This is a genomic window from Pantoea vagans, assembly GCF_004792415.1.
GTDB lineage: Bacteria > Pseudomonadota > Gammaproteobacteria > Enterobacterales > Enterobacteriaceae > Pantoea > Pantoea vagans.
The window spans coordinates 2,353,104-2,379,120 of record NZ_CP038853.1; the positions used below are offsets into that span (position 1 = coordinate 2,353,104).

The window sequence follows — 26,017 nt, forward strand, 5'->3', positions numbered from 1 at the left end:
TTTGCCGTTCAATCTGGGATAACTCATGCAATTTACCATCGTGCAATGCACTACGGATGTTCCGGTCAGAAGCGTCGCGTTTCAACCGCCTGGCGGCACTATTGGCCGCAGTCAGGACAACGATCTGGTGCTGCCGGATGAGACGCGGGCTATTTCGCGCCTGCAGGCGCTGGTTCACCTGTCGCATGACGGGGAGTGCCGGCTGACCAACCAGGGCAGCGTAACGCCGGTCGAGCATAACGGCATTACGCTGGGTCGCGGCATGCAGGTGCTGCTGAAGCACGGCGACGCCTTGCGCATCGGTGATTATGCGCTGGAAGTGCGCGATCCCGCCTGCCAGAACGCGCAGAGCGATCCGCTGGCGCTGTTTGCGGGTGACAGCGCCCGGCCTGCGAATCCTTTGGGCATTCACGAACATCATGAGGTTGAGGATCGGCTGCTGGTCAACGACGTGCCGCCTTCACGACACGAGCGGCACAGTGATGCGCGGCTGGCGATCGATCCGCAGGCCAGTGAGCCGCGCCGGGCGCTGGCGGCACAGCCGGTAGATCAGGATCGGCTCATCGCCGCTCTGCTGGACGGCATGGGGCTGAGCAACGGTCACGCCACGCCGGTTGACGAAGAGCAGATGCGCATTACCGGCCGGATGCTGAGCCTCTTTTCTCAGGGCACCGTGGCGCTGCTCTCATCACGTTCCATTCTCAAACGGGGCGTGAAAGCGGACATGACCATGATTCTGAATGAGGCCAACAATCCGTTCAAGATCCTGCCCTCCGGCAAAACCGTGCTGATGCAGATGTATCAGAGCCAGATGCCCGGCTTTATGCCGCCGGAGCAGGCGGTGCGCGATGCGCTGGTCGATCTGCAGGCCCACCAGCTGGGCATGATTGCCGGAATTCGCGCCATTATTGCGGCGATGCTGCAATCCTTTAATCCGCAGCGGCTGGAAGAGCAGGCGCGTGCCGATGGCCTGGTGTCAAAACTGCCGTTTTCCACCGCGAAGAAAGCGGCGTTATGGGACTACTTCATGCGGAATTACCAGCGTACGGCCGGTGAGATAGAAGATGATTTCCATACGCTGTTTGGCGAAGCTTTCCTTCATGCCTACGACATGGAAGTGAATCAGTATAAAGATTCTCAGACGCGGGTGGACGACGCATGAAAATCGTTTTTGCCAGCCGCTGCCAGCAGGGGCTACGCGATGAGAATCAGGATCGCACAGGTGCCGAGCTGGATGAGCGAAAAGCCTGTTTTGTGGTCTGCGATGGCGTGGCCGGGCTGCCCGGCGGCGAGATGGCGGCACAGCTGGTGCGCGACACGCTGCTAAGCCAGATACAGGCGAATACCGACTTTACGCCGGAAATCACCCACCAGGCGATCGAACAGTGCCGCTTAGCGCTGCATGAGGCACAGGGTAAAAATCCGAAATATTCCCGCATGAGCACCACGCTGGCAGCCCTGTTTATCGACCGCCAGAAACAGCGTGCATGGTGGGCGCATGCCGGTGACAGCCGGGTTTACCACTTCCGGCGGGGCGTGCTTCACGAGGTGACCCGGGACCACAGTCTGGCCCAGCAGCTGAAAGAAGCGGGCTATGAAAATACCGGCATTAACAGTAATTTACTCTATAATGCGCTCGGCGCTGAGCCGCCTCGCTTAGTCAGCTTTTCGCAGGAGATTGCGCTGGAGGATGGGGACGCTTTTCTGGTCTGCACCGATGGCTTCTGGCTGAATCTGAACAGTAGTGAAATGGAACAGGCGCTGCGCATGGTGAATGCCTGCGAAGAGTGGCTGGCTCTGATGGAACAGGCGGTAAGCCGCAACGTTAAGAAAGATAATCTCAGCGCACTGGCGGTCTGGATTGGTGAGCCGGAGGAGGCAACACTGCTCTATTCACTGGCTGATTCGGCGCGCTTTCTGCCGCCTCGTTTTTGATTCCAAGGATCCTTATGAAACTGTGGTTGCCCGGCATCATCACTCTGCTGATTGCCTTTAACGCCCAGGCTGAAAATTATCGTGTGGTCTACTCCCCCAGCCTGGCGCTGGAGGTTTATATCGATAATGTGGTGAGTAAAGCGCCTGACGACTGGTGTAAAGAGACGCTGCCGCTGCGTATCGTCTCTGGCAAAAGCAAGGATTCGGCCGTGCTGACCACCTTTTTACCGCGCGTGGGCACCCTGCTCGCGAATCAGTGCGGCTTACTGGATGAACTGCCCTGGCAGATGACCAACAAAGAGGGTGGCGTCCTGGCCAGCGGCAGCGCCAGCAAGTTGCAGAACTGGCGGCCGATTGTGATGGCGGATGCAACCGCCAGCGCCAGTGACAGCAATGCCGCCCCGCTCGACCTGTCACGGCCCGCCAACAGCACGCCGCTGCAACATTTTGATCTCCCCAGCGGCTGTCATTTCCGCACCGCCTGGGATGAGAATGCGCAGACCCTGTTTATCCCGGATGTCAGCAAGCAGCAGTGCTCGCCTGACGGCTGGGCAGAAGGCAAAAGTGAACTGACGCTGGCGACGGCGGATCACCCGACGCCGGTTGCGGTCACCTTTTATCAGGGTTACCCCATCGCCAATCTGACCATTCCGGACAGCAAGCTGGAAGTCATTGCCGCGAATAATCAGCGCATGATTGTGACACGCCCGGATACGCCGGATAGCTGGCTGGTGCTGCCCTTTGATGCCCGGCAGCATGTCTGGCGCTTCAATGGTGCGCTGTTAATAAAGATGGATAAGAATGCTGCGCAGCAGGATGCTGACGCTGTGAAATCGCGAGTCGATACATTGCGCAGCCAGTGGGCGCCCTATTTCATGCCACAGCAAAAAGTGAATGTGTTACTCATCGACACCCTGCACGCGGATCTGGTTGATCCTGCCATTGGTGCCTGGCGTAACATCAATTAATTACCGCGCAGCCTGACGACCAGGCCGTGTACAGAGAGTTCACTATGTCGGCAAATGATAATCCGAAAACCGTTCCGAATGCCCTGCCTGACGGATACCGTTTTAATGAATTTGAGATCAAGGAAGTGATCGGAGGCGGCGGCTTCGGCATCGTCTATCGCGCGTGGGATCACCAGCTTGAACGTACTATTGCCATTAAAGAGTATATGCCCGTGTCGCTGGCTGTCCGTGCCGCCGACTTAACGCTGGAGCTGCGCGGTGAACGTTTCCAGAAGCTGTTTAATGCCGGGCTGACCAGCTTTATTCAGGAAGCGCGTCTGCTGGCTCGCTTCAATCATCCCGGTCTGCTGCACGTGCTGCGCTTCTGGGAGCAGAACGGCACCGCCTATATGGGCACGCTTTACTACAGCGGAATGACGCTGAAAGAGTGGCAGCTGACCAGCCCGGCCTCGATCTCTGAAGCCTGGATCCGCCGCCTGCTGCCGCCGCTGCTGGGAGCCATCAGCACCATCCATCAGGCCGGCTATCTGCATCGCGACATCTCGCTTGATAATATCCAGATTCAGGAAAACCAGCTGCCGGTGCTGCTGGATTTCGGCTCGGCGCGTAAAGAGATTGGCAACCTCTCTGACGAAACCGAAATCATGCTTAAACCGGGCTTTGCGCCGATTGAGCAGTACAGCGAAGAAGGCGAAGTCGAACAGGGACCGTGGACCGATATTTATGCGCTGGGCGCGGTGCTGCACAGCCTGATTACCGGTAATCCACCGCCAGTCAGTGTGGTGCGCTGTATTGAAGATAATTATCAGCCGCTGGTGGAACGTCAGCCAGAAGGCTACTCGCTGCCGCTGCTGCATGCCATTGACTGCGCGCTGGCCATGAAACCCGGCGATCGTCCGCAAACGATTGACGCCTTTGCGGCGCTGATTGATCTGCCGGTCAGTGATGTGGAAGCCGTGGTAAACAGCTTCCCGGTGCCGGGCGAGCCGCCTGTGCTACCCATCGAGGAGCCGGTTGAAGCGGCCCCGCCGGTGGTGATGGCAATGAATCACGCTGCCGCGTCAGCGGAGCCGGTAACGCCGCGCACGGTGCGGCGGCTGTCGCCAGGCTTGCTGGGGCTGGCTGCCGTGGCGCTTCTGGCCGTGGTCGTCACCGTCTGGCTGGCTAATCGCCACAGTGCCACACCGGAGGTCGTTAACAACCCGGCAGCCGCGACGCAGGCACCTGCATCAGCTCCGCCGGCAGCCGCCGTGCCTGCTGCCCTGGCGACGGTTTATCTTAAGCTGGAAAGCGGTGAAAGCGTGGTGCTGAATGGACAGCCGGTTGAGGTCAAACCCGGCAGCAGCGGCTTTGCGGCGCTGAATCTGGCGGCAGGACAGTATAAAATTGATGTCAAAAATGGCAGCGAAATGCACACGCAGTCCCTGACGATTGATAAGCCGGGCACCTGGCTGATAAATCCGGATAACTAATCCCCGGATCGATCGTAAAAGGGCGCGACATTGTCGCGCCCTTTTCTTTGCGGCCGACCCTGCTCAGGCCTGCCTGAGGCAGGATTGCTGCAGCGTCCGCACCTGATGCGCCAGCCGGCTCAGACTCTCTTCTTCCATGCCGCGCCGGGTCAGTTCTTCTTCCAGCGCAAACAGATACTGTGCATTCGATCCCAGCGGGCCACTCGCTGCGGCAATTAAAGGCGCAATCGCCTCCGGGCAGGAGTCCGATTCATAGAGCGGATGGCGCGGGTCCATAATAAAGGTCAGCGCAGTGACGCTGCGGCCATCCTCCAGCTGTAACTCACACCATGTCGGTAAATAACAGCCGGTGATCATTTCCCGCTTCCACAGCAGCGCCAGCTCTTCATGTAACCGCGCTTCCGGCAGACGAAACGCCAGTCCCGTCGTGCGGCCACCCTGCTTCAGCGCCAGCATGCGGCCAGGATGCGTGGCGGTGCCACGTCCGGCAATCAGCCGCAGACAGAAAGCGCGATGCCAGCCTTCCAGCGAACCGGATGCGACTTCGTCCGCCTCAAAAATCGGGTTCCACATCAGCGAGCCGTAACCAAAGATCCAGACCGGGCTGTGATCGGGACGGCAGGCCAGCGTGGCTGCCAGCGAAGCCGCGCGCTGCTCGCAACTCCAGAGCAGCGTCTCATCGATATCCCCGAATGACGTTTTACAATCCGCTTTTAACAGAAATTCCCGGGTAAGCAATGCGACCTCCTCGACTTCAACAGCGTCCTGCAGAATGGCTCCTGTAACATGACGTCAAAACGGCACTGCGTTTCGATCATCAAATTGACATTAATCTATTTACGCGCGGGGTTTCAAGCGTGATTCCGGTCGCAGGTTAAAAAAAACCAGATAAACCTGATAGCGCAGATGAAAAAAAGGACCCGATACTCCTGGCCCTTTACCGCAAACCGGCTAGCCGCCGGGTTAACGTTTAGGGTGCCACTTATCATCATCGCCTTTTTCATACTCTTTCTTCACGGCGGCCCAGGCGACTTTATGCGCGACCTCTTCCCGTGAATCATCGCCGCGGCGATCTTCAGCCTCTTTATACTGATCCCATGCGCTGTTAAAGGCCTGCTGATAGATATCCTGCGCGTGTGCAGGAAGCACGTGTTTTACATTGTCAGGTAAGTCGGCTCGGTTAGCGTAAGGCATAACGGCTCCTCAGTTTATGGATTCACACTAAGCCTGGCGCAGGACAGCAAAAATACAAACAGCGACTTATTAGCGCTTCAGATGAAAAAGCAGGTGCTGACCCTGCAAATCATAATGATAAGCCAATTTTCCGGCAGAATGAGACTAGATAGGTGCATAAGTCATAATTGTTGTAGACTGATTACTATTGCAATATTTGAGATAACGTCAGGTTAATACCCCTTCGGCACTTTATTGCATTTAAGTAAAAAGCAGTAAATTTTTCCCGCCCGGGCCGGTGAAAAGATAAACTGCGCCCTGCCTTAAAACTGATTATATTTCTAACAGCAGCATACGCTGCGTCCGGATAATCATTAACCAGAGAGGATGGTGAATGCCTTCACATGAAAAAACACGTCACAAGGAATTCTCGCTGATATTTCCCATTATCACGCTGGGTATACTCTATTTTTTTGGTGCAAATACCTCATTTCCGGTCGTAGTCGGTATTAACTTACTGGCGCTGGTTGCCATTCTGAGCAGCGCATTCAGCGTTGTGCGTCACGCTGACGTGCTGGCCCATCGGCTGGGTGAGCCTTATGGCTCGCTGATCCTGAGTCTGTCGGTGGTGATTCTGGAAGTGAGCCTGATCTCCGCGCTGATGGCGACCGGCGATGCCGCACCCGGGCTGATGCGCGATACGCTTTATTCGATAGTGATGATTGTGACCGGCGGGCTGGTAGGTTTCGCGCTGCTGCTGGGCGGTAATAAATTTGCGACGCAGTACGTTAATCTGGCTGGCGTAAAGCAATATCTCATCGCTATCTTCCCGCTGGCGATTCTGGTGCTGGTGTTTCCCAACGCGCTGCCGGGCGGAAATTTCTCGGTGACGCAGGCGCTGCTGATTGCGGCGATTTCCGCGGCGATGTATGGCGTATTCCTGCTGATTCAGACCAAAACGCATCAGAGCCTGTTTGTCTATGAGCATGAAGATGATAGCGATGATGGTGATCCGCACCATGGTAAGCCCTCGGCGCACAGCAGCGTCTGGCACACCGTCTGGCTGATCGTGCATCTGATTGCCGTTATTGCCGTGACCAAAATGAACGCCAACACGCTGGAAAGCCTGCTGACGGAGATGAATGCACCGGCACAGTTCACCGGTTTCCTGGTGGCCCTGCTGATCCTCTCCCCTGAAGGTCTGGGCGCGATTAAGGCGGTGCTGATGAATCAGGTGCAGCGTGCCATGAACCTGTTCTTTGGTTCGGTGCTGGCAACCATCTCCCTGACGGTGCCTGCGGTGACCATTATCGCCACGCTGACCGGACAGGAGCTGATATTCGGGCTGGAGCCGCCGCAGATGGTGATTATGATGGCATCGCTGATCCTCTGTCAGATCTCCTTCTCAACCGGCCGCACCAATGTTCTGAACGGTGCTGCGCATCTGGCGCTGTTTATTGGCTATCTGATGACTATCATGCTGTAACGTCACCGGATTTCAGGCGAAAAAAAAGAGCGATTAATCGCTCTTTTTTTGTCGTTAAAAACTCAGGTCAGGATGAATCTGACAGCAACTGATGAACTGAACGTGAAGGGAACAGGGGCAGAGGAGAAAAGCGTCCCGCGCCATGGACGGCGCGGGCCGAGCGGCCATGGATGGCTTTAGCGTCTTTTCGATCTGGCCCTGTTCTCTGAACTGGCTCAATTTCACAGCGAATCGAGCCGGAATTTCACACAATCTTATTAGGCGATTCAGTGCTTTTTTGCAGCAAACTTACTTGCTGGTATCGAGTTCCGGGAAGCTCTTCACCAGATCGTCAATCGCTTTCATCTGCACCAGGAACGGCTCCAGCTTATCCAGCGGCAGCGCGGATGGGCCATCACACAGGGCGTGCTCCGGATCCGGATGCGCTTCGATAAACAGACCGGCAATGCCGACCGCCATACCGGCACGCGCCAGCTCTGCCACCTGCGCACGACGACCACCGGATGCCGCGCCAAACGGATCGCGCGTCTGCAGCGCATGGGTCACGTCGAAAATTACCGGGCTGTTTTTGGTGACTTTCTTCATCACGTTAAAGCCAAGCATGTCGACAACCAGATTGTCATAGCCAAAGTTGCTGCCGCGATCGCACAGGATAACCTGCTCGTTGCCGCCTTCCGCGAACTTATCCACGATGTTGCCCATCTGACCCGGGCTGACGAACTGGGGCTTCTTCACGTTGATGACCGCACCGGTTTTCGCCATCGCTTCCACCAGGTCAGTCTGACGCGCCAGGAAGGCCGGCAGCTGAATCACATCAACCACTTCGGAGACGGGCTGCGCCTGTGCCGCTTCATGGACATCAGTGATAATCTTCACGCCAAATGTCTGCTTCAGCTCCTGGAAAATCTTCATCCCCTCTTCGAGGCCTGGGCCACGATAAGAGTGAATAGAGGAGCGGTTCGCTTTATCAAACGACGCCTTAAACACGTAAGGAATACCGAGTTTATTTGTCACGGTGACATAGTGCTCGCAGATGCGCATCGCCAGGTCGCGCGACTCCAGCACGTTCATCCCGCCAAACAGTACAAATGGCAGATCGTTTGCAACGTTGATATCGCCAATACTCACGACTTTCTGTGTCATGCCCTTTCCTTTTCAGTGGGTCCGCTTAGTGCAGCGTGACCTGTTTTTGTTCGATTGCGTGAATCTGAACTTTGATCATTTCGCTGACCGGGTCTTCAGGACACTGCTCAACGAAATAGTTTAAATCACTCAGGGCGATATGTTCGCACTCCAGCTGCGCGTAGATCAAACCGCGATCGCGGATTTCATAGGGATCATCCGGATCGATACGCAACAGCACCTGACTGACGTTCAGCGCCAGCTCCATCTTCTGCTCTTCCATCAACGCCGCTTTCAGCGTGTCGAGCATCTTGCGCATCACGGTGACGGTTTTGGCTTCGTCGAGATCATCGTCATACAGACGCGCGGTGGGGCTGATATTGCCTTTCAGCCACACCTCCAGCGTATGCCGGTCAAGGGTTTCACCATTGAACGGGTTAATCATCCACTTGTCGCCATCAATCCAGTCGGCGCGCAGAATCAGCTGCGTCGGGAAGATCACCGGCATCAGCGGCAGTTCCAGCTCGGCGGCGATGTGCAGCAGAATCACACCCAGTGACACGGCGGTGCCCTGACGGGTCTTTAAGACATTGTCGATCCAGAGCGCATCAGAAAGTTTGTAGACGCCGCTGGCGCCGCAAAATCCCCACTGGCGATAAAACAGCTCAAGCAGCTTTTCGAGCTGCATGTCAGCATCTTCGATATCACTGACATAGTCACGCGCTTCGGCGACTAACGCCGCAAGCTGCGCTTCCACCGACACCGCCGGGAAATCGGCGCGGATGGCAAGCGTGGCACCAATCACCGCTTCACACAGCGGTGTCTGGCTGAAATCTAATTGTTCGGTCGAGGTCATGCTATCCCCATAACGGCATTTTGGTCAGCGCCAGCGTAATGATGGTCACCAGGGCGATTAACGCCACCAGAAAAGCGATCCAGCGGGTGCGATCAGTGCGTGGACGGCGACTCAATGCCACAAATCCTAAGGCGATGTAGATGATAACCGCTAAAAGCTTCTCCGTCAGCCAGCTTCCTTGTGGCGTGAAGGGATAGAAGTGGGTAATCACCACCAGCAGGACGCCGGTCACCAGTAACAGGGTGTCGTTGACGTGCGGCACAATGCGGACCCAGCGTTTTGTCATCATCGCCGAACCACGGCGTAGCCAGTAAAACCGCAGCAGGAACAGCGTCACGGTCAGCACGACCGTTAAGATATGCAGATTTTTAATCAGGGGATAAAAAGCAAACATCATGAATCCTTTTCAAAGCGCTTTTATGAAGGGAACTGGCCCAGCGTCACACGCGGATTACCGCCGTAATCCCTGACGGTTTCAACGGCGTCATAGCCATTATTCCGCATCAGCGTGGCCACCGCCTCACCCTGCTGCCAGCCATGTTCCAGCAGCAGCCAGCCACCCGGCAGCAGCCACGCGGGCGCCTGCTCAATCAGCGTGCGCAGATCGGCCAGCCCCGCTTCATCCGCCACCAGCGCGCTGCGCGGTTCGAAACGCACGTCGCCCTGCTCCAGGTGACTGTCGCTGGCATCAATATAAGGCGGGTTGCTGACGATAAGCGTAAAGCGCTGCGGCGTCAGCGCCTGAAACCAGTGACTGAGCAGAAAGGTGGTATTAGAGAGGTTGAGCTTTTCTGCATTGCTGCCTGCCAGCTCAACGGCGGCTTCAATGCGATCCACGCCGGTCACCTGACAGTCGGGCCGCTCGCTGGCCAGCGCCAGCGCAATCGCCCCGGTGCCGGTGCCCATATCCAGAATGGTCGAGGGAGTCGCGGGCAGATGCGCCAGCGCCTGCTCAACCAGCAGTTCGGTGTCCGGGCGCGGGATCAGCGTGGCGTCACTGACACGTAACGGCAGCGACCAGAACTCACGCTCGCCTACCAGATGCGCCACCGGTTCACCCCGGGCGCGACGCGCCAGCAGGCTGTCCAGCTGTGCGAGTTGCGCATCGCTGAGCACCGTTTCATCGAAGGCAATTAACCAGCTGCGCGATTTGCCGGTCACGAAACCTAACAGGATCTCTGCGTCACGCTTCGGACTGTCACCACCACACAGCGTGGCGACCGCCTGCTTCAGCCAGTGACGAATATCCATTAATCCTGACCAGCCAGTGCCGCCAGCTGATCCGCCTGGTACTCCTGCACAATTGGCTCAATCAGGCTGTCGAGTTTGCCTTCCATTACTTCGTCCAGACGGTAGATCGTCAGATTGATGCGATGGTCAGTCACGCGGCCCTGCGGGAAGTTATAGGTACGGTTACGGTCAGAACGATCGCCGCTGCCCAGCAGGTTGCGGCGGGTACTGGCCTCGGCGGCGTGACGGCGTGCCATCTCTGCCGCATGAATACGCGAACCCAGCACCGCCAGCGCTTTGGCTTTGTTTTTATGCTGTGAACGTTCGTCCTGACACTCCACCACGATGCCGGTTGGCAGGTGGGTAATACGGATCGCGGAGTCGGTGGTGTTAACGTGCTGACCGCCTGCGCCGGATGAGCGGAAGGTATCGATCTTCAGGTCACCAGCGTTGATTTCCGGCAGTTCCGCTTCCGGAATTTCCGGCATCACGGCAACGGTGCAGGCTGAAGTATGAATACGGCCCTGGGATTCGGTCTCCGGCACGCGCTGCACGCGGTGTCCGCCTGATTCGAACTTCATGCGGCCATAGGCACCGTCGCCGGTGACGCGGGCAATCACTTCTTTGTAACCGCCATGCTCGCCTTCGTTGGCGCTGACGATCTCCACCCGCCAGCGACGCGCTTCGGCATAGCGGCTGTACATGCGGAACAGATCGCCGGCGAAGATCGCGGCTTCGTCGCCGCCCGTTCCGGCGCGTACTTCAATAAAACAGGCGCGCTCATCGTCGGGATCTTTCGGCAGTAACAGCACCTGTAACTGCTGCTCCAGCGCTTCGCCCTTCTCACGCGCTTCCTGCAACTCTTCCTGCGCCATATCGCGCATTTCAGGATCGTCGAGCATCTGCTGCGCCGTTTCGATATCTTCCTGAACCTGCTGCCAGTCGCGGAAGCAACGGGTCACATCGGTCAGTTGAGCATATTCGCGTGACAGCGCACGGAAACGCTCCTGATCGGCGATCACGCCAGCATCACCCAGCATCGCTTCCACTTCTTCGTGGCGCTCCTGCAGGGCTTCCAGTTTGGCAACTATAGAGGTTTTCATTTAAATGTGGGATTCCCGTAAACAGGTGGCGACAGCGTTGTGCCTAATCGAGACCCAGGCTGTCGCGTAAAATCTGCAGGCGTTCATTATCGCCGTCGCGGGCGGCCTGCTGAAGTGATTTGGTTGGAGCGTGTATTAAACGGTTAGTCAGCTTGTGCGCCAGTTCCTGCATGACTTTCTGCGGATCGGCACCCTGCTGCAGCGCCTGCAGCGCACGGCCTTCCAGCTCAGCACGGATATCCTCCGCCTGAGAACGATATTCACGGATGGTATTCACCGCGCCCTGTGAGCGCAGCCACGCCATGAACTCGCTGCTTTCCTGAACCACGATGCTTTCGGCCTGAACCGCGGCCGCTTTGCGCTGCGCCAGGTTCTGCTCGATGATCGCCTGCAGGTCATCCACGCTATAGAGATAGGCGTTAGGCAGATCGCCCACTTCCGGCTCCACGTCGCGTGGCACCGCAATATCGACCAGCAGCATGGGTTTGTTACGTCGCGCTTTCAGAGCGCGTTCCATCATCCCCTTACCGATAATCGGTAGCGGACTGGAGGTTGAGGAGATAATAATGTCGGCTTCGGCCAGGCGGGCATCAATCTCCGCCAGCGTAATCACCTCTGCACCCACTTCCGACGCCAGCGCTTCAGCACGCTCGCGGGTACGGTTCGCGATGATCAGATTTTTGACCTGATGTTCACGCAGATGACGTGCCACCAGCTCAATGGTTTCACCCGCGCCAACCAGCAACACATTAACGGAGGAGAGGGATTCGAAGATTTGGCGGGCCAGCGTACAGGCGGCAAACGCCACTGACACCGCATTGGCACCGATATCGGTTTCCGTGCGCACGCGTTTGGCGACAGAGAAGGTTTTCTGGAACATGCGTTCCAGTTCACTGCTCAGCGCATGACCACGTGAGGAGTCGGCAAACGCTTTTTTTACCTGACCGAGGATCTGAGGTTCGCCCAGCACCAGTGAATCGAGTCCGCTGGCGACGCGCATCAGGTGGCTGACCGCCTCGTTATCCTGATGCCAGTAGAGGCTGTTGCGCACATCCTCTTCATCCAGCTGATGATAATTGCATAACCAGCTCACCAGACGCGCCTGTAAATCGGCCTGCTGCTCTACACTCAGGTAGAGTTCCGTCCGGTTACAGGTGGACAACACCACGCCGCTCTGCACCATTGGCTGTGATAACAGGCTGTTCAGCGCCTGCTCAAGCGTCTCCGGCCCGAACGAAACGCGTTCGCGCAGAGCAATGGGGGCAGTCTTGTGGTTGATTCCGAGAGCGAGCAGCGTCATGGCGGTTTTGGTTGGGATGTCCCAATAATGTCAGGGTTTTGTGAGGCGCATTCTACAAGATGCGGCAGATCAAGAAAAGCCATACAAAGGCTATGACTGTAATAAGATTAACCTGTTCGTGCTCAATTTGCTGCATAACAGCATTGACGGTTAAAACCGGGACGGTTAGCGTTATCCGTTACGAATAATAAATGTGTCCGAGGAGATGACCACTTGATGCTTAATTCACCACGCAATCTGTTGCGCCTTTTGCCCCTTGCCAGCGTGCTGCTGGCGGCCTGTAGCGTCAACAAACCGCAAGGTCCCGGCCCCAGCGTTACCGCGCCACAATGGCAACAGCATCAGCAGGCGGTCTCAAAGGTCACGCACTACCAGACCCGCGGCGCCTTTGCCTACCTCTCTGACAAGCAGAAAGTCTACGCTCGCTTCAACTGGCAGCAGACCGCACCCGATCGCTATCGCCTGCTGCTGACCAATCCGCTCGGCAGCACCGAGCTGCAGCTCGATGCGCAGGGCTCGGTAGTGCAGATCGTCGATAACAAAGGCAAGCGCTACGTCAGCAACGATGCGCAGAAAATGATCTCGCAGCTGACCGGCATGAACATTCCGCTGGCGAATCTGCGTCAGTGGATGATGGGTCTGCCGGGCGATGCCACGGATTATAAGCTTAACGATAGCTATCAGCTGAGCAGCCTCAACTACAGCCGCGACGGTCAGAACTGGCAGGTTTCGATTGCGGGCTACGACAGCAAGGTTACCCCGCCGCTGCCGTCCAGCCTGGAGCTGAAAGAGGGCGACCAGCGGATTAAACTGCGTATGGACGGCTGGACCGTTCAATGATCACCCACTGGCCTGCCCCGGCAAAACTGAATCTTTTTCTCTACATCACTGGCCGTCGTCCCGACGGCTATCACAACCTGCAGACGCTGTTTCAGTTTCTCGACTACGGGGATGAATTGCAGATTAGCGTCGATCACAGCGATTCTGTTCAGCTGTTAACGCCGGTGCCGGGCGTCGCAGATGCGGACAACCTGATTGTGCGCGCCGCGACCATGCTGAAGCAGGCGGCACAGGACAACCATCGCCTGCCCGCACGCGCAGGTGCGCAGATTGCTATCGAGAAAAGGCTGCCTATGGGCGGCGGCATCGGTGGTGGCTCTTCTGATGCGGCGACCGTGCTGGTGGCGCTGAATCATCTGTGGCAAACCGGCTTCACACCGGATGAGCTGGCGGCAATCGGCGTGAAGCTGGGCGCGGATGTACCGGTCTTTGTGCATGGCTTTGCGGCCTTTGCAGAGGGTGTGGGTGAACAACTTCAGCCCGCAGCGCCGGAAGAAAAGTGGTATCTTGTCGCCCATCCTGGTGTGAACATCAGCACACCCGTGGTATTCAACGACCCCGGGCTGACGCGGGATACGCCATCGCGCAGTTTATCGACGCTTTTAGCCTTACCCTTCACCAATGATTGTGAAGCAGTGGTAAGAAAACGTTTTCGTGAGGTTGATGCGCTTGTTTCCTGGCTGCTAGAATACGCGCCGTCACGCCTGACTGGCACAGGCGCTTGTGTGTTTGCTGAATTTGACACCGAGTCCGCCGCCCGCCAGGTGCTGGAGCTTGCCCCGAATGGGGTACGCGGATTTGTAGCCCGGGGCGTTAATGTCTCGCCGTTACAGCGTACCCTGCGAGGCGATTAGCGAATGCGTGACAGTGTCACCCCGTTCCAGACACTGCACGTTTCGCATTAACACACCCGTGTGAACGTCTATGACCGTACGCGCCGGTTACAGTCATGCCGTTCATTCTCTGGACGCAAAGCCTGAGGTTCTTCTCGTGCCTGATATGAAGCTATTTGCTGGTAACGCCACCCCGGAACTAGCACAACGTATTGCCAATCGCCTTTACACCAGCCTGGGAGACGCCGCTGTAGGCCGTTTCAGTGATGGTGAAGTGAGCGTACAGATTAATGAAAATGTACGCGGTGGTGATATTTTCATCATCCAGTCCACCTGTGCTCCCACCAACGATAATCTGATGGAACTGGTTGTGATGGTCGACGCGCTGCGTCGTGCTTCTGCTGGTCGTATTACCGCAGTCATCCCCTACTTTGGTTATGCCCGTCAGGACCGCCGCGTGCGTTCCGCGCGTGTGCCTATCACCGCAAAAGTAGTGGCAGACTTCCTTTCCAGCGTCGGTGTTGACCGTGTTCTTACGGTTGACCTGCACGCCGAGCAGATCCAGGGCTTCTTCGACGTCCCGGTTGATAACGTATTTGGCAGCCCGATCCTGCTGGAAGATATGATGCAGATCGGTCTGGAAAACCCGATTGTTGTTTCTCCCGATATTGGTGGCGTAGTACGTGCCCGTGCTATCGCTAAACTGCTGAACGACACCGATATGGCTATCATCGATAAACGCCGCCCTCGCGCGAACGTTTCTCAGGTGATGCACATCATCGGTGACGTTGCTGGCCGCGACTGCGTGCTGGTCGACGATATGATCGACACCGGCGGCACGCTGTGCAAAGCGGCTGAAGCGCTGAAAGAACGTGGTGCCAAACGCGTATTTGCTTACGCGACCCACCCGATCTTCTCCGGCAATGCGGTTGAAAACCTGCGTAAATCTGTACTCGACCAGGTCATCGTCTGCGATACCATCCCGCTTTCTGACGAGATTAAGTCACTGCCGAATGTGCGCACACTGACCTTATCTGGCATGCTGGCCGAAGCGATTCGCCGCATCAGTAACGAAGAATCGATCTCGGCGATGTTCGAGCATTAATCTTCGCGGAACCGGGCCCTGTGCCCGGTTTTTTTATCTCTGCCGTCTGGATTAACGCGCTTTTTTTTCTGACTTTTCCCCGATAAATTTCCTTTTAATCCCCTATTTTCAACGCCACCCACTCTTTTACTAAAACGCGATGTTCCCCTGCTTCTGCCGTTTAGCGTTAAGTGGTAATTTGCTGCGCATTTCCCATCAGAATTCAGCCACCATGAGCCTCGATATCTACACATTGTTTGTCTGCGAGCTCTATGTGCTGGGGTTTCTGAGCATCATTATGGTTTTTGCCTGGGTCGGGTCGCACTATGACCGCGTTCTTGGCTTCACCTGTCTGTCACTGGTTTTCACCCTGATTGCCGTATTCTTAAGCAGTCTGCGCAGCAGCGGCCTGCATTTCCTGCCGGTTGCGGTGGGCAATGTGTTAGTGATGCTGGCTTATGGCGGATTATTAAATGCGTTCCGGCGCTTCTGCGGTAAACCCATCGGCACGCACTGGCTATTGGGTGCCCTGCTCTGGGCACTCCTCTGCTACTTTCCGGCGTTTTATCACAGCTTACCCAAACGGGTACTGGTATTGTGCATCGCCTGCGTCGCCTATACCGCCGCACTGATCCAGCTGGTCTGGCAGGCGCGTGACACGCTGAAAGCCACTTTCTGGCCTGCCCAGTTGCTGCTGTGGATCCACCTGCTGTTTCATCTGGCGCGTCTGTTTCTGGATAGCGCCATTCCCAGCACGCAACCTGGGGCGATTGGCGGGTCGGATTTCTCGGTTTACGTGATTCTGGAATCCATTCTGTTTGTCATCGGCCTGACGTTTACCATTCTGGCCATGGTGAATGAGCGGATGCAGATCGCGTTAAAACACACTTCCCTGCACGATCCGCTGACCAGCGTCTGGAATCGCCGTGCCTTATTTACTGAAGCAGAGAAAATAGTGGCGCGCTGCCGCCGTCAGAACCGGCCGTTCAGCGCGATACTGTTCGACCTCGATCATTTTAAAAGCATCAACGATCGGTATGGCCATCATCAGGGCGACCAGATTTTGATTCACTTTTGCGAAATAGTCAGAGGATTGATACCGGCTGAGGGGCGTTTTGCACGACTGGGCGGAGAAGAGTTTGCGGCCATCATTCCGGCGGGAGCACGGGATGCAGAGGCATGGTGTGAGGCGATCCGGCTGGCGGTCTGTGCATCGCAACCCAATGAAATTGCTTATTCAGTCAGCATTGGCTTTGCCACGGTCACGCAGGGACAGCAGGATTTTGAGAGTTTACTGGCGCTGGCAGATGCGGCGCTCTATCACGCCAAAGCCAGTGGCCGGAACTGCACTGCGCAGCATCCGGTCCCGGCAGCCATCAGTTAGTGGTGTGAATTGTGTGACCGGCGGCAGCGATTGTCATAACGACGATGCCAGTAATAACGATCTTCCACCCTTTCACGACCACTCAGACCCGCTCCCACCAGCCACAGCAGTGCACCGATAAAGATGCCTAACATCGCGGCCTGCGCCAGCAACGGCGGCAAATCGAGTGTCGGCAGCTGGTTCATGATTGAAAACCCAACACCCAGCACCATTGTGACTAATCCCAGTACCATCAAGCTGTTACCCGCTACGCGGCAGTGTTGATGTTTCATGCTGCACCTCCATCCATATGAGTTAATAACCGCACACAATGTTAAGTGCCATAAGTTTAGGCAATGGCTGGGGTCCACGTTGCGGACTGGATCACACATCAGCTATAAAGAATGACCTGGCCCTGAATGCAGCCTGTTGATTTAGATAGAAAATGATTAATCACCGTTCTGAACCATTTCAATGCTTGTGCTTTGTCATCTCGCCTGTGGCGAAGTAAACTAACGCCCTTTCGCGATAACAGCAGGATAATCATTGTGAGCAGCATTAAACTGATTGTGGGACTGGCCAATCCGGGCGCTGAATATGCCGCCACACGCCACAATGCGGGTGCCTGGTATCTGGATCTACTGGCTGAACGCCACAATCAGTCACTGAAAGAGGAAAGCAAATTCTATGGCTACACCGCCCGCCTGGCGATAGCCGGTGAGGATGTGCGCCTGCTGGTGCCGACCACCTTTATGAACCTGAGTGGTAAAGCGGTGGCGGCGATGGCGACCTTTTATCGCATCGCGCCAGAAGAGATTCTGGTAGCGCATGATGAACTCGATTTGCCGCCCGGTGTGGCAAAATTCAAGCAGGGCGGCGGCCATGGCGGCCATAACGGCCTGAAAGACATCATCAGCAAGCTGGGCAACAACAATAATTTCCATCGGCTGCGCATCGGTATCGGGCATCCCGGCGATCGCAACAAGGTGACCGGATTTGTGCTGGGCAAGCCGCCCGCCAGCGAGCAGAAGCTGATTGATGATGCCATTGATGAGGCGGCGCGCTGCACCGAACTGTGGCTGAAAGAGGATCGCATCAAGGCAATGAACCGGTTGCACGCCTTCAGGCCTGCTTAAACGCCCGAATCGTCGTGATTCCGTGTATAATGCGCGAAATTTTTCCATTCGTCTCCGACAGTCCGCCCTCTGGCGCGCTGTCCATCCAGTTATAAAGGGTATCAAACCATGGGATTCAAATGCGGTATCGTGGGCCTGCCGAACGTCGGTAAATCCACTCTGTTTAACGCGCTGACTAAAGCGGGCATCGAAGCGGCTAACTTCCCGTTCTGTACCATTGAGCCAAACACCGGCGTGGTGCCCATGCCTGACCTGCGTCTGGACCAGCTTTCTGAGATTGTTAAGCCACAGCGCGTGGTGCCGACTACCATGGAATTCGTCGATATCGCGGGCCTGGTGAAAGGTGCATCCAAAGGTGAAGGCCTGGGCAACCAGTTCCTGACCAACATCCGCGAAACCGAAGCGATCGGCCATGTAGTGCGCTGCTTTGAAAACGACAACATCATCCACGTCGCGGGGAAAGTGAACCCGGCGGAAGATATTGACGTCATCAATACCGAGCTGGCACTGTCCGATCTGGAAACCTGTGAGCGTGCGATTCAGCGTGTGCAGAAGAAAGCCAAAGGCGGCGATAAAGATGCCAAAGCCGAGCTGGCTGCGCTGGAGAAGTGCCTGCCACATCTTTCTGAAGCGGGCATGCTGCGTTCACTGGATCTGGATGCTGACGACAAAGCGGCCATCCGCTATCTGAGCTTCCTGACCCTGAAACCAACGATGTACATTGCTAACGTCAATGAAGATGGTTTCGAGAACAACCCATACCTGGATCAGGTGCGTGCGATTGCTGAAGCAGAAGGTTCAGTCGTTGTGCCGGTGTGCGCCGCCGTTGAGTCGGACATTGCCGAACTGGAAGATGAAGATCGTGAAGAGTTCATGGCAGAACTGGGACTGGAAGAGCCGGGCCTGAACCGCGTTATCCGTGCCGGTTACTCGCTGCTGAACCTGCAGACCTACTTCACCGCTGGCGTGAAAGAAGTGCGTGCCTGGACCATCCCGGTTGGCGCCACTGCTCCACAGGCAGCCGGTAAAATCCATACCGACTTCGAGAAAGGCTTTATCCGCGCCCAGACTATCGCGTTTGAAGACTTCATCGCTTACAAAGGCGAGCAAGGCGCGAAAGAAGCCGGCAAAATGCGCTCAGAAGGCAAAGAGTACATCGTGAAAGATGGCGATGTGATGAACTTTTTGTTTAACGTCTAAATAAAATGTGTTGTCTCATGAGGCTTCAACGAATCTCATGAAGACGCGAAAATATTTAAAATCCACGCCCTGGCGTGGATTTTTTATTTCATAAAGTCTGACTTCATTTCGTAACAACGCAATCAAAAATGAGTACATGGATGAGTACAATATTCTTCCACATTCATTTAAGTGAGTTCAAGAACGATATTAAAAATAAACAAGGCACCGTTATGCTCACAAATAATCACTGCCGCACTACCCAGCCGAAATAAAAAACCATCGACTCAAGGATTTCAGCGGTCTTTATCTCGAAGTAAAATTCAATGGCAGTAAGGCAAGATACTATCAGTTTAAAAAGCGGTAAATCCAACATATTTGCGGTGGGTGAGCACCCGACGTTTAAACCAGCCTAAACTCGCGATAAATGCAATCAAGCATGTAAAGTAGGTATATTGTTTTTCAAATAGAAATATAATAAAATTTAAATTCATTTCTCCGATAGCATTTATTTTGACCATAAAATATAACATCAAATGACAAGTTATATATCTCAAAAAACCAAACCATAGCATCTTCTTGGAATATTTAAAATGAAAAGATTTTTTATACTCACTTTAAAATGGCTGTATGAAAAAAGGCATAATGTCATTACATTTGCAGCATATATGATTATTGCTGCCCTCCTATTAAGGCAACATGTTTATTGTGCTTTTGTACTGATGTTTTTAATCAGCCTTAAAGAAATTTACCCCATCAGCAAAAAATTAATAATAATAACTAAAAGTGCATTCATGATAAAATTTTACAATATCTTTATTTGGTTTTTATCGTATATCTTATCACTTAAAATATTAAGTTACTCAATTGGTATAAGCGAGGACAAGTTAAAATATGCACCTGCAATTATGGCGATACCTATGTCCATCATATTAGTTTATATACTAATAGCCTTTATTTCTCTTTTTTTGTTATTATCAATACAGGTCTTAGCTCAACTATCCTTTTTCATGACCGCCAATTTAAAAAATAAAATCACAAGTTCAGAATATTATATTTTCGCAAGTAGGTTTTATTTTCTAATGATTTTACTTATTCCCTTCTCAATAGGCGCTGCTTATATTTCACCCTATTTTATAAGACTGGCGTTGCTTGCAGATTCAACGTTCATATCGGACTGTGGTGCAAAAGAGAAAAATAGAACTTATTTAAGGGTTGATGATAAATCCTGCCTAGCATTTGATTTAAACTGGTCAGTGTTCACTAAAACACCAAAAAAGATAATAATTGATGAAAAAAAATAAGTATTAAAATGCTGTAAACCATGTGCTTCTATTTTTTATATTCAGTGGGCTTAATAAAATTAAGCCCTTCCATTGACGTTACCCAAGACTTGCCATTTTTTGTTTAAGAGAAAATTCAAGCCCCTCCCGGAAACGCACCTGTATCATTTTTCTTGCATCTGATAAAGATTTATCACCCTCACGGAAAGAGGATATTTCTTCCTCAAGAATATTAATAAGAATATCAACATTGCATGATGGATATTTGCTAATCATATAAACTAAATAATAAATTTTTTGCTCCATAAAAACGACATCAGGCCGATTATAATATGCTGCAATTGAATTTTTATATTTATTGATAATTTCAAGTGATTCGGAAACATCAAAGCCATTTAAGAAAAGATCATCATAATATTTACTGAAAATGTATTGCTTATGATTTGATGATTTATCTGGCTCTCCTTTTTTAATCGCTAACAAAAGCTGACCAAATTTCTCCATTGTGATTTGATAATTGTAATTTTTATCGCTATCGCCTATATCGCCACTCTTCCTAGAATAAAGGATGTCATAATTAGATAAATAGTTTTCAATATCGATCTGTTCTGAACTTAAAGATTTTAGATCGGCGGTTGAAATTGAGTTTTGGCTGTTTGTATATTCCGCAATCTTATTTATCGTATTGTCATTGCCGCTAGATGAGAAAATTCTCACAAGAATTTCACATTCATTAAGAATATCAGCTATATTTTTTTCCGACTCTTTATTAAAATCGTGAATAGTCCTTAATGTTTGCCCACCATTCAAAACCTGAAAATCATTTATCCTCATCTTTTGCTTTCTGTTACCATTGATACCTTCAGAATGAATTTCTTTAGCTACCATTGTAATGCCATTATTATACATAAATAACTTTGACGGACTATTGCTTAGTGTTTTCTTTATGTTTACATTATATTTTGAGTTCATAACAAAACCACGAACATTATCAAACAAAACACCATAATCTAATTCAGTTTTTGATAAAGGATGTATATCTTCAATATTATAATCATCTCTTAAAGAAGAATTCCTTGAAGTAATTCTTATTAATTCACTGGCTTTCATTCTAACTATATAGGATTTTGAAGATGACAACTCATGCTCAACATAAGGCATAATACAATTTGAATCGAATAGTATTGATGCGCATATTGGCTCTGGCCTTAAAGACATCATATCTGAAATATAATCTAATGATATTGACTTCACCTCAAGATCATATATATCCCTCAGTCTATCCAAGTGAGGATCGTTTAGCCGTATGTTATTACTCTCATTACTTACTGCGTAAAAAGTTATTTTCCATATATTATTGCCATTTAATAACTCGATAATTCTTTCTAACGAATCCTTTACTTTTCCATTGACACCAGATAAATTTTCAGTTTCAATTGCGTTGAAATACTTCGAGCTTATAAAAGGATCATTAATAGCTTGGGTAGATGTTGCGCTAAACTTTTCTCTGTATTTAAAGTTGAAGAGGTTTATCTCTTGATTTTCGTCATCAAACAGGACAGCATCAATACCAAGATCATCATGCCCCACGCCATAAACAATATCATTAAAATCAGAATCAATAATACATTGTGAAAGATCAACGATATCTTTCCCTCTGCCAAAAGACTCTAAAATAAAAAGATAGAACCCAATCCTGCGCTTATCAATTACTTTTTCTTCTGATAATACTTTTTTAATGGGAATCGTTTTTGTAAGAAGATTATAATACTTCTCACATTTAACATTCAAATTTTTAAACGTATTTAATCCTGCCATCTTAACCACCTCTATCCATAACAATTGGGTTAACTATACACCTGAAATAACAAAAAACAAAAAACTTAGCACTTCACTTTAATGTAATGTAGGAATTAATTTAAAGTAAAAGCATTAATAATATAGTCAAGAAGTTTAGTTGAAAAAAAACACTCAAATAAACTATAGCAGAACTTCTGCTGTCAATTACATAATCATTATTCTTATCTAATAAATTCATTATCCATTTCAATCAGCTTCCATGCCATATTTCCGTTATAATGGGTGTTGAACACCCTATCTCCGATGTCATAAATGACTCCCAGTTATATTGACTTCCTGCCCTTTCTTGTATTTCATGATTTCTTCATACTGATCAACGCAGTAAGATACCAGAACAGCACCACCACAGTAGCTGGTTTCAGATGTTTGAAAGATGATATCGTAGGTTTTATGATCACGCTGTACACCTCATTTAACTTTGTTGGCTTATGGGATTTAGCAACCCCTTGAAGTCTGAAAGATTCCCTAAAATCCACACCGTAGCGTGGATTTTTTCATTTCAACGCCGTCTCAATAATCTCTGTCCGCACATTCCAGCAACGCTGGAATCATCACCTTAAAAAAGGTCTGTTGTTCCAGCTCCGCTCTTTTATTCTCCAAAACCCGGTGAACAAATCTGATGCAACTTAAGCGCCACCCTCTCACCTGCTCTTCACCCGAAATCGGCACGTATTCAGCCCCCCATGAACTGCGTCTCACACTGCCGGGCTATCTCCCACAGTCTGTTACGGATCACCTGCTTCAGTTGCAGCGTAGACTGCGACTGAGGCTGGTCACGACGGCTGATCAGCATTACTTCAAACGGCAGAGGTTGCGCGATGGGCAGCAGCTTTAGCTGTTCGGCATAGCGACAGGCGGTGAAGAGGTCCACGACGCCCACGCCGCCGCCTGCAAGCACCATATCTGCAATGACCGAATAGGTTTTGATCGATAACGACACGGCGGGATTCAGTTTCTTATCACGCAGCGCACGATGCAGGACGCGTCCCAGAGGATCCTGCGCCTGCATCATCAGTAAATTATTGTCGCATAACCATTGCAGCGTAACGGGTTCATGCCGGGGATGATGACGCGGTAGCAGCGCCACCATGGAAGACTGAAAAAGAGGTTCAGCCAGCAAATCCGCATCGACCTGCTGACCGAAGACCAGCGCGAAGTCGAGCTGATTGTCCAGAATCATCTGGCATAAGGTACTGAAGTGCTCGGTGACCAGTTCGACACTGACCGAAGCCATCTGTTGCCGCCACGTGACCAGCGCCGGGGCCATCACCATCTGACCAAAGGCGTGAGCCGCGCCAACGCGCACTAACTGCCCTTCACCACGCCGCAGCTGTTCGGTGAGCTGGGTAATGGATTGCAGGCGCTGGCAGAGATCGTCGATTTCAGGCAGGAGTCGTCGCCCTTCTGCTGTCACGCTCATTCCCTGTATACGTCGCTCAAACAGCGCAAATCCCAGTTGCTGTTCAGCGTGATTCAGCACACGGCTGATATTCGGCTGCGACACATTCAGCAGCCGCGCCGCTGCGCTGATGCTGCCGGTCTGTACGATGGCCTGAAAGACCTCTATATGGCGGAGCCGCATGATGATTTACCCTGGATGGAATACCGGACCCGGAGGCCTCTCCGACAGGCTGCACCGGCGGAGAGTGAAAGTAATTGTTCCCCTGTTGCAAAAACTGTACCGCAAAACCAGCGCAGGCTCAGCGACCTGTCACGCACCTTTTTGCATCCGGCAGTCCCGTCTGAAGCCTCTACAGAGAGCGGGGCTCGCGCTGCCGTGGTGCAGCTTTGGTTCAGAAGTATGGGTTCATCAGGCTGAAGCCAGCAGCGATCCTGACTCGTCCGGGGGATGGGGCATATGTACAGATATCAGGCGAAAAGAAAGGCGGGATAAACGGGCTGACGTTACAGGCAGCCCTGGAATGATGTCGCTACGACTGGGTACTCGCCAGATAGGAGAAGGCACTGAGTAAGCTGATTAACGTCTCCATCTTCTCCGCCTGATAGCCCACGGTAACGGCGTCAAGGCGCGTGACGCCAGGGATCAGGCTGAACAGATCGGCCAGCACCGGTTTTGTGGCCTGAAGCCGCATAGCGTAAGGCGCTGTAAGGCGGGTCGTGTTCACCTGAGAAGGATGCTGCAGTGCAGCGCTCGCTGCGGCCGCGATCGCACGCTGTGCCGCCAGTGGACTGATGGATTCCGCGCAGGTATGCGAAATGGCGCGTTTTACACAGACATAATCGACCGCCGGGTAGTGGTCCGCTATCCAGCTCTGTAACTGATCGTCGCCGGTGACCAGCAGCAATGGCGTACCCTGTTCAGCGGCGGCGGCGGCATAGATATCGGTTTCGCCCATCACCAGGCCATTGATATGGATTCGCCAGAATGCCCGACCGTTAATGGTATGCGCCAGTACGCCGGATTCACCTGCTGCACTGTGAAACCCCACCAGAAACAGTCCGTCGAACCGCTGCTGTTCTATCCCTTCCACCATCGACAGGCAGCGAGGTTTGCCCTGCACCAGTCGGGCGCGGGGATCGATATTTTCCGCACGTAAATTGGTCATCTGCGCATGGCTGTCTGCTACCACCACTTCCGTTGCCCCGCCTGCGAACGCCCCCTCAATCGCGGCATTCACTTCCTGCTCCATCAGACCACGGGCGATCTGATGCTCCGGGTGACCAAGTGTACACTGCTCCGGGCGCATGACGCCCGCAATACCTTCAATGTCGGCCGAGATAAAAATTTTCATGAGGTTAACCTGTCCAGAATCTGCGTCAGTGAGGGGCGATGGTGACCGCGAAAGCCGGTAACGGCCTCGGCGCTAAGTAAGGCATCCAGTACCGCCTGTTCAGTTGCATCTGCTGCCGCGGCAAGCAGCGGCTCCAGCGTGTCGTCCTGCGGCGGTTGCGGCAGCGGTTGCGTGGAAAACGCCACCGCGATATCCCCTGAGCCGTGGCCCCAGTAACTGCCCAGCCGTCCCAGACCGGCACCGGCCCGCTTCGCGATGCGCTTCAGCTGACGGGCATCCAGCGGTGCATCTGTGGCCATAATGATGATGACAGAACCGGCATCCAGCTGCGATGTGTGCCCCGTCAGCAGCGGCGCAATCATCTCCCCCGCCCGCACGCCATCGATCGTTAAGGCTTCCAGTGCGCCGAAATTGGCCAGCACCAGCACGCCAAGCGTGGCGCTGAGCGAGGGAATCACCCGCGAGGCGGTGCCGATGCCCCCTTTCAGGCTGAAACAGCTCATCCCGCGTCCCGCGCCGACGCTGCCGCGTGCGAAGTCAGCGGAGGCCGTCTGCAGCGCCGCCTGCGCCATCATCTCACTGACAGCCAGCGCCTGAATATCATTCAGCCAGCCATCGTTGCACTCCAGCACCAGCGGGTTGACCGTGGGTAACGTTCGTCCCAGTTCCGGGTTACGACGGATAGCCTCCCGCACCAGCGCGGTAAACAGCGTGCCGACCGCCAGCGTGTTACTGAGCAGAATCGGCGTCTGAAGCACGCCAAGTTCCTCTATCTGCACCAGTCCGACGGGTTTCGCAAAGCCGTTCAGGACCTCAGCTCCGCACGGCAGCGGTGTGATAAACAGATTGTCGCCCGGCGGTACGATAGCGGTGACGCCCGTCTGCTTTTCACCTTCATTCAGCGTGTCATGTCCGACACGCACACCCGCAACATCGCTGATGCGATTCGTGGGTCCGCATGCGCTTCGCGGTTGCCCAAGCTGACGCCTGTCACGCCAGCGCTTCAGCAGCAGGTCGCGCTGCAATTGTTGGAAATCCATC

Annotated in this window: 25 protein-coding genes; 12 read left to right on the forward strand and 13 right to left on the reverse strand. The window is 53.2% G+C overall.

Features of this window, described 5'->3' with window-relative positions; translation table 11 throughout:
* Window positions 1–25: 25 nt before the first annotated feature.
* From tagH to EGO56_RS11015, 4 genes are read left to right on the forward strand one after another with little or no spacing between them, the layout of a single operon-like run.
* Window positions 26–1,162, forward strand: coding sequence for a type VI secretion system-associated FHA domain protein TagH (gene tagH / locus EGO56_RS11000; protein ID WP_135909078.1), 1,137 nt, complete (start codon window positions 26–28; stop codon window positions 1,160–1,162).
* Window positions 1,159–1,935: a PP2C family protein-serine/threonine phosphatase gene (locus EGO56_RS11005; RefSeq protein ID WP_013357631.1), complete on the forward strand. Its 777-nt coding sequence runs from the start codon at window positions 1,159–1,161 to the stop codon at window positions 1,933–1,935. The genes tagH and EGO56_RS11005 overlap by 4 nt, the downstream gene beginning before the upstream one ends.
* Before the next feature lie 14 nt (window positions 1,936–1,949).
* A complete protein-coding gene (locus EGO56_RS11010; protein ID WP_135909079.1) occupies window positions 1,950–2,903 on the forward strand; it encodes a hypothetical protein in 954 nt (317 codons plus the stop codon).
* A gap of 44 nt (window positions 2,904–2,947) precedes the next feature.
* Window positions 2,948–4,375 carry a serine/threonine protein kinase gene (locus tag EGO56_RS11015; RefSeq protein WP_135909081.1) on the forward strand — a complete coding sequence of 476 codons (1,428 nt, stop codon included), beginning with the start codon at window positions 2,948–2,950 and terminating at the stop codon, window positions 4,373–4,375.
* Between the two features lie 63 nt (window positions 4,376–4,438).
* Here the strand turns inward: EGO56_RS11015 and EGO56_RS11020 are convergent, their stop codons facing one another.
* The gene (locus EGO56_RS11020; RefSeq protein WP_167493432.1) at window positions 4,439–5,113 is read right to left on the reverse strand and encodes a gamma-glutamylcyclotransferase; all 675 of its coding nucleotides are present in this window, start codon (window positions 5,111–5,113) and stop codon (window positions 4,439–4,441) included.
* Window positions 5,114–5,338: 225 nt separating this feature from the next.
* Window positions 5,339–5,569 carry a putative cation transport regulator ChaB gene (gene chaB / locus EGO56_RS11025; protein WP_135909083.1) on the reverse strand — a complete coding sequence of 77 codons (231 nt, stop codon included), beginning with the start codon at window positions 5,567–5,569 and terminating at the stop codon, window positions 5,339–5,341.
* Between the two features lie 373 nt (window positions 5,570–5,942).
* On the opposite strand from chaB, the gene chaA reads away from it, so the two are divergent.
* Window positions 5,943–7,034 (forward strand): sodium-potassium/proton antiporter ChaA, encoded by a 1,092-nt coding sequence (gene chaA / locus EGO56_RS11030; protein WP_013357625.1) that lies wholly within the window; start codon window positions 5,943–5,945, stop codon window positions 7,032–7,034.
* Between the two features lie 288 nt (window positions 7,035–7,322).
* On the opposite strand, the gene kdsA is transcribed toward chaA, so the two are convergent.
* The 6 genes from kdsA to hemA are packed head-to-tail and all read right to left on the reverse strand — an operon-like array spanning window position 7,323 to window position 12,645.
* The gene (gene kdsA / locus EGO56_RS11035) at window positions 7,323–8,177 is read right to left on the reverse strand and encodes a 3-deoxy-8-phosphooctulonate synthase (protein ID WP_033732390.1); all 855 of its coding nucleotides are present in this window, start codon (window positions 8,175–8,177) and stop codon (window positions 7,323–7,325) included.
* A gap of 25 nt (window positions 8,178–8,202) precedes the next feature.
* Window positions 8,203–9,012, reverse strand: a complete 810-nt coding sequence (gene sirB1 / locus EGO56_RS11040; RefSeq protein ID WP_033732389.1) for an invasion regulator SirB1 — start codon at window positions 9,010–9,012, stop codon at window positions 8,203–8,205.
* A gap of 1 nt (window position 9,013) precedes the next feature.
* Complete coding sequence (locus tag EGO56_RS11045; protein ID WP_135910566.1) at window positions 9,014–9,406, reverse strand: SirB2 family protein; 393 nt, start codon at window positions 9,404–9,406, stop codon at window positions 9,014–9,016.
* Window positions 9,407–9,429: 23 nt separating this feature from the next.
* On the reverse strand, window positions 9,430–10,263 hold the full coding sequence (gene prmC, locus EGO56_RS11050; protein ID WP_135909085.1) for a peptide chain release factor N(5)-glutamine methyltransferase: 834 nt from the start codon (window positions 10,261–10,263) through the stop codon (window positions 9,430–9,432).
* Window positions 10,263–11,345, reverse strand: a complete 1,083-nt coding sequence (gene prfA / locus EGO56_RS11055; RefSeq protein WP_135909087.1) for a peptide chain release factor 1 — start codon at window positions 11,343–11,345, stop codon at window positions 10,263–10,265. Before prfA ends, prmC begins: the two co-directional genes overlap by 1 nt.
* Window positions 11,346–11,388: 43 nt before the next feature.
* Window positions 11,389–12,645 carry a glutamyl-tRNA reductase gene (gene hemA, locus EGO56_RS11060; RefSeq protein ID WP_013357619.1) on the reverse strand — a complete coding sequence of 419 codons (1,257 nt, stop codon included), beginning with the start codon at window positions 12,643–12,645 and terminating at the stop codon, window positions 11,389–11,391.
* Window positions 12,646–12,861: 216 nt separating this feature from the next.
* On the opposite strand from hemA, the gene lolB reads away from it, so the two are divergent.
* The 4 genes from lolB to EGO56_RS11080 all read left to right on the forward strand — a co-directional run bounded on the left by lolB (window position 12,862) and on the right by EGO56_RS11080 (window position 16,786).
* Window positions 12,862–13,485, forward strand: coding sequence for a lipoprotein insertase outer membrane protein LolB (gene lolB / locus EGO56_RS11065; RefSeq protein ID WP_033782873.1), 624 nt, complete (start codon window positions 12,862–12,864; stop codon window positions 13,483–13,485).
* Window positions 13,482–14,339 carry a 4-(cytidine 5'-diphospho)-2-C-methyl-D-erythritol kinase gene (ispE, locus tag EGO56_RS11070; protein WP_135909089.1) on the forward strand — a complete coding sequence of 286 codons (858 nt, stop codon included), beginning with the start codon at window positions 13,482–13,484 and terminating at the stop codon, window positions 14,337–14,339. The genes lolB and ispE overlap by 4 nt, the downstream gene beginning before the upstream one ends.
* A gap of 136 nt (window positions 14,340–14,475) precedes the next feature.
* Complete coding sequence (gene prs / locus EGO56_RS11075; protein WP_003850825.1) at window positions 14,476–15,423, forward strand: ribose-phosphate diphosphokinase; 948 nt, start codon at window positions 14,476–14,478, stop codon at window positions 15,421–15,423.
* A 211-nt stretch (window positions 15,424–15,634) separates the two neighbouring features.
* Entirely contained in the window at window positions 15,635–16,786 is a 1,152-nt protein-coding gene (locus EGO56_RS11080) for a GGDEF domain-containing protein (RefSeq protein ID WP_135909091.1), read from the forward strand.
* Here the strand turns inward: EGO56_RS11080 and ychH are convergent.
* The gene (gene ychH, locus EGO56_RS11085; RefSeq protein ID WP_135909092.1) at window positions 16,783–17,058 is read right to left on the reverse strand and encodes a stress-induced protein YchH; all 276 of its coding nucleotides are present in this window, start codon (window positions 17,056–17,058) and stop codon (window positions 16,783–16,785) included. The two genes, EGO56_RS11080 and ychH, sit on opposite strands and share 4 nt — an antisense overlap.
* A gap of 255 nt (window positions 17,059–17,313) precedes the next feature.
* Here ychH and pth point away from each other — a divergent pair, with 255 nt between their 5' ends.
* The 3 genes from pth to EGO56_RS11100 all read left to right on the forward strand — a co-directional run bounded on the left by pth (window position 17,314) and on the right by EGO56_RS11100 (window position 20,384).
* The gene (gene pth / locus EGO56_RS11090; RefSeq protein ID WP_135909094.1) at window positions 17,314–17,901 is read left to right on the forward strand and encodes an aminoacyl-tRNA hydrolase; all 588 of its coding nucleotides are present in this window, start codon (window positions 17,314–17,316) and stop codon (window positions 17,899–17,901) included.
* 108 nt (window positions 17,902–18,009) lie between these two features.
* Window positions 18,010–19,101 carry a redox-regulated ATPase YchF gene (gene ychF, locus EGO56_RS11095; protein ID WP_013357612.1) on the forward strand — a complete coding sequence of 364 codons (1,092 nt, stop codon included), beginning with the start codon at window positions 18,010–18,012 and terminating at the stop codon, window positions 19,099–19,101.
* Window positions 19,102–19,673: 572 nt separating this feature from the next.
* Window positions 19,674–20,384: a hypothetical protein gene (locus EGO56_RS11100; protein WP_135909096.1), complete on the forward strand. Its 711-nt coding sequence runs from the start codon at window positions 19,674–19,676 to the stop codon at window positions 20,382–20,384.
* Window positions 20,385–20,462: 78 nt separating this feature from the next.
* On the opposite strand, the gene EGO56_RS11105 is transcribed toward EGO56_RS11100, so the two are convergent.
* From EGO56_RS11105 to EGO56_RS11125, 4 genes are all read right to left on the reverse strand, one after another.
* On the reverse strand, window positions 20,463–22,181 hold the full coding sequence (locus EGO56_RS11105; RefSeq protein ID WP_135909097.1) for an AIPR family protein: 1,719 nt from the start codon (window positions 22,179–22,181) through the stop codon (window positions 20,463–20,465).
* Window positions 22,182–22,896: 715 nt separating this feature from the next.
* A complete protein-coding gene (locus tag EGO56_RS11115; RefSeq protein ID WP_135909099.1) occupies window positions 22,897–23,805 on the reverse strand; it encodes a LysR family transcriptional regulator in 909 nt (302 codons plus the stop codon).
* 349 nt (window positions 23,806–24,154) lie between these two features.
* Window positions 24,155–24,976 carry a M55 family metallopeptidase gene (locus EGO56_RS11120; protein ID WP_135909101.1) on the reverse strand — a complete coding sequence of 274 codons (822 nt, stop codon included), beginning with the start codon at window positions 24,974–24,976 and terminating at the stop codon, window positions 24,155–24,157.
* The gene (locus tag EGO56_RS11125) at window positions 24,973–26,016 is read right to left on the reverse strand and encodes a DmpA family aminopeptidase (protein WP_135909102.1); all 1,044 of its coding nucleotides are present in this window, start codon (window positions 26,014–26,016) and stop codon (window positions 24,973–24,975) included. The genes EGO56_RS11120 and EGO56_RS11125 overlap by 4 nt, the downstream gene beginning before the upstream one ends.
* Window position 26,017: the final 1 nt, after the last annotated feature.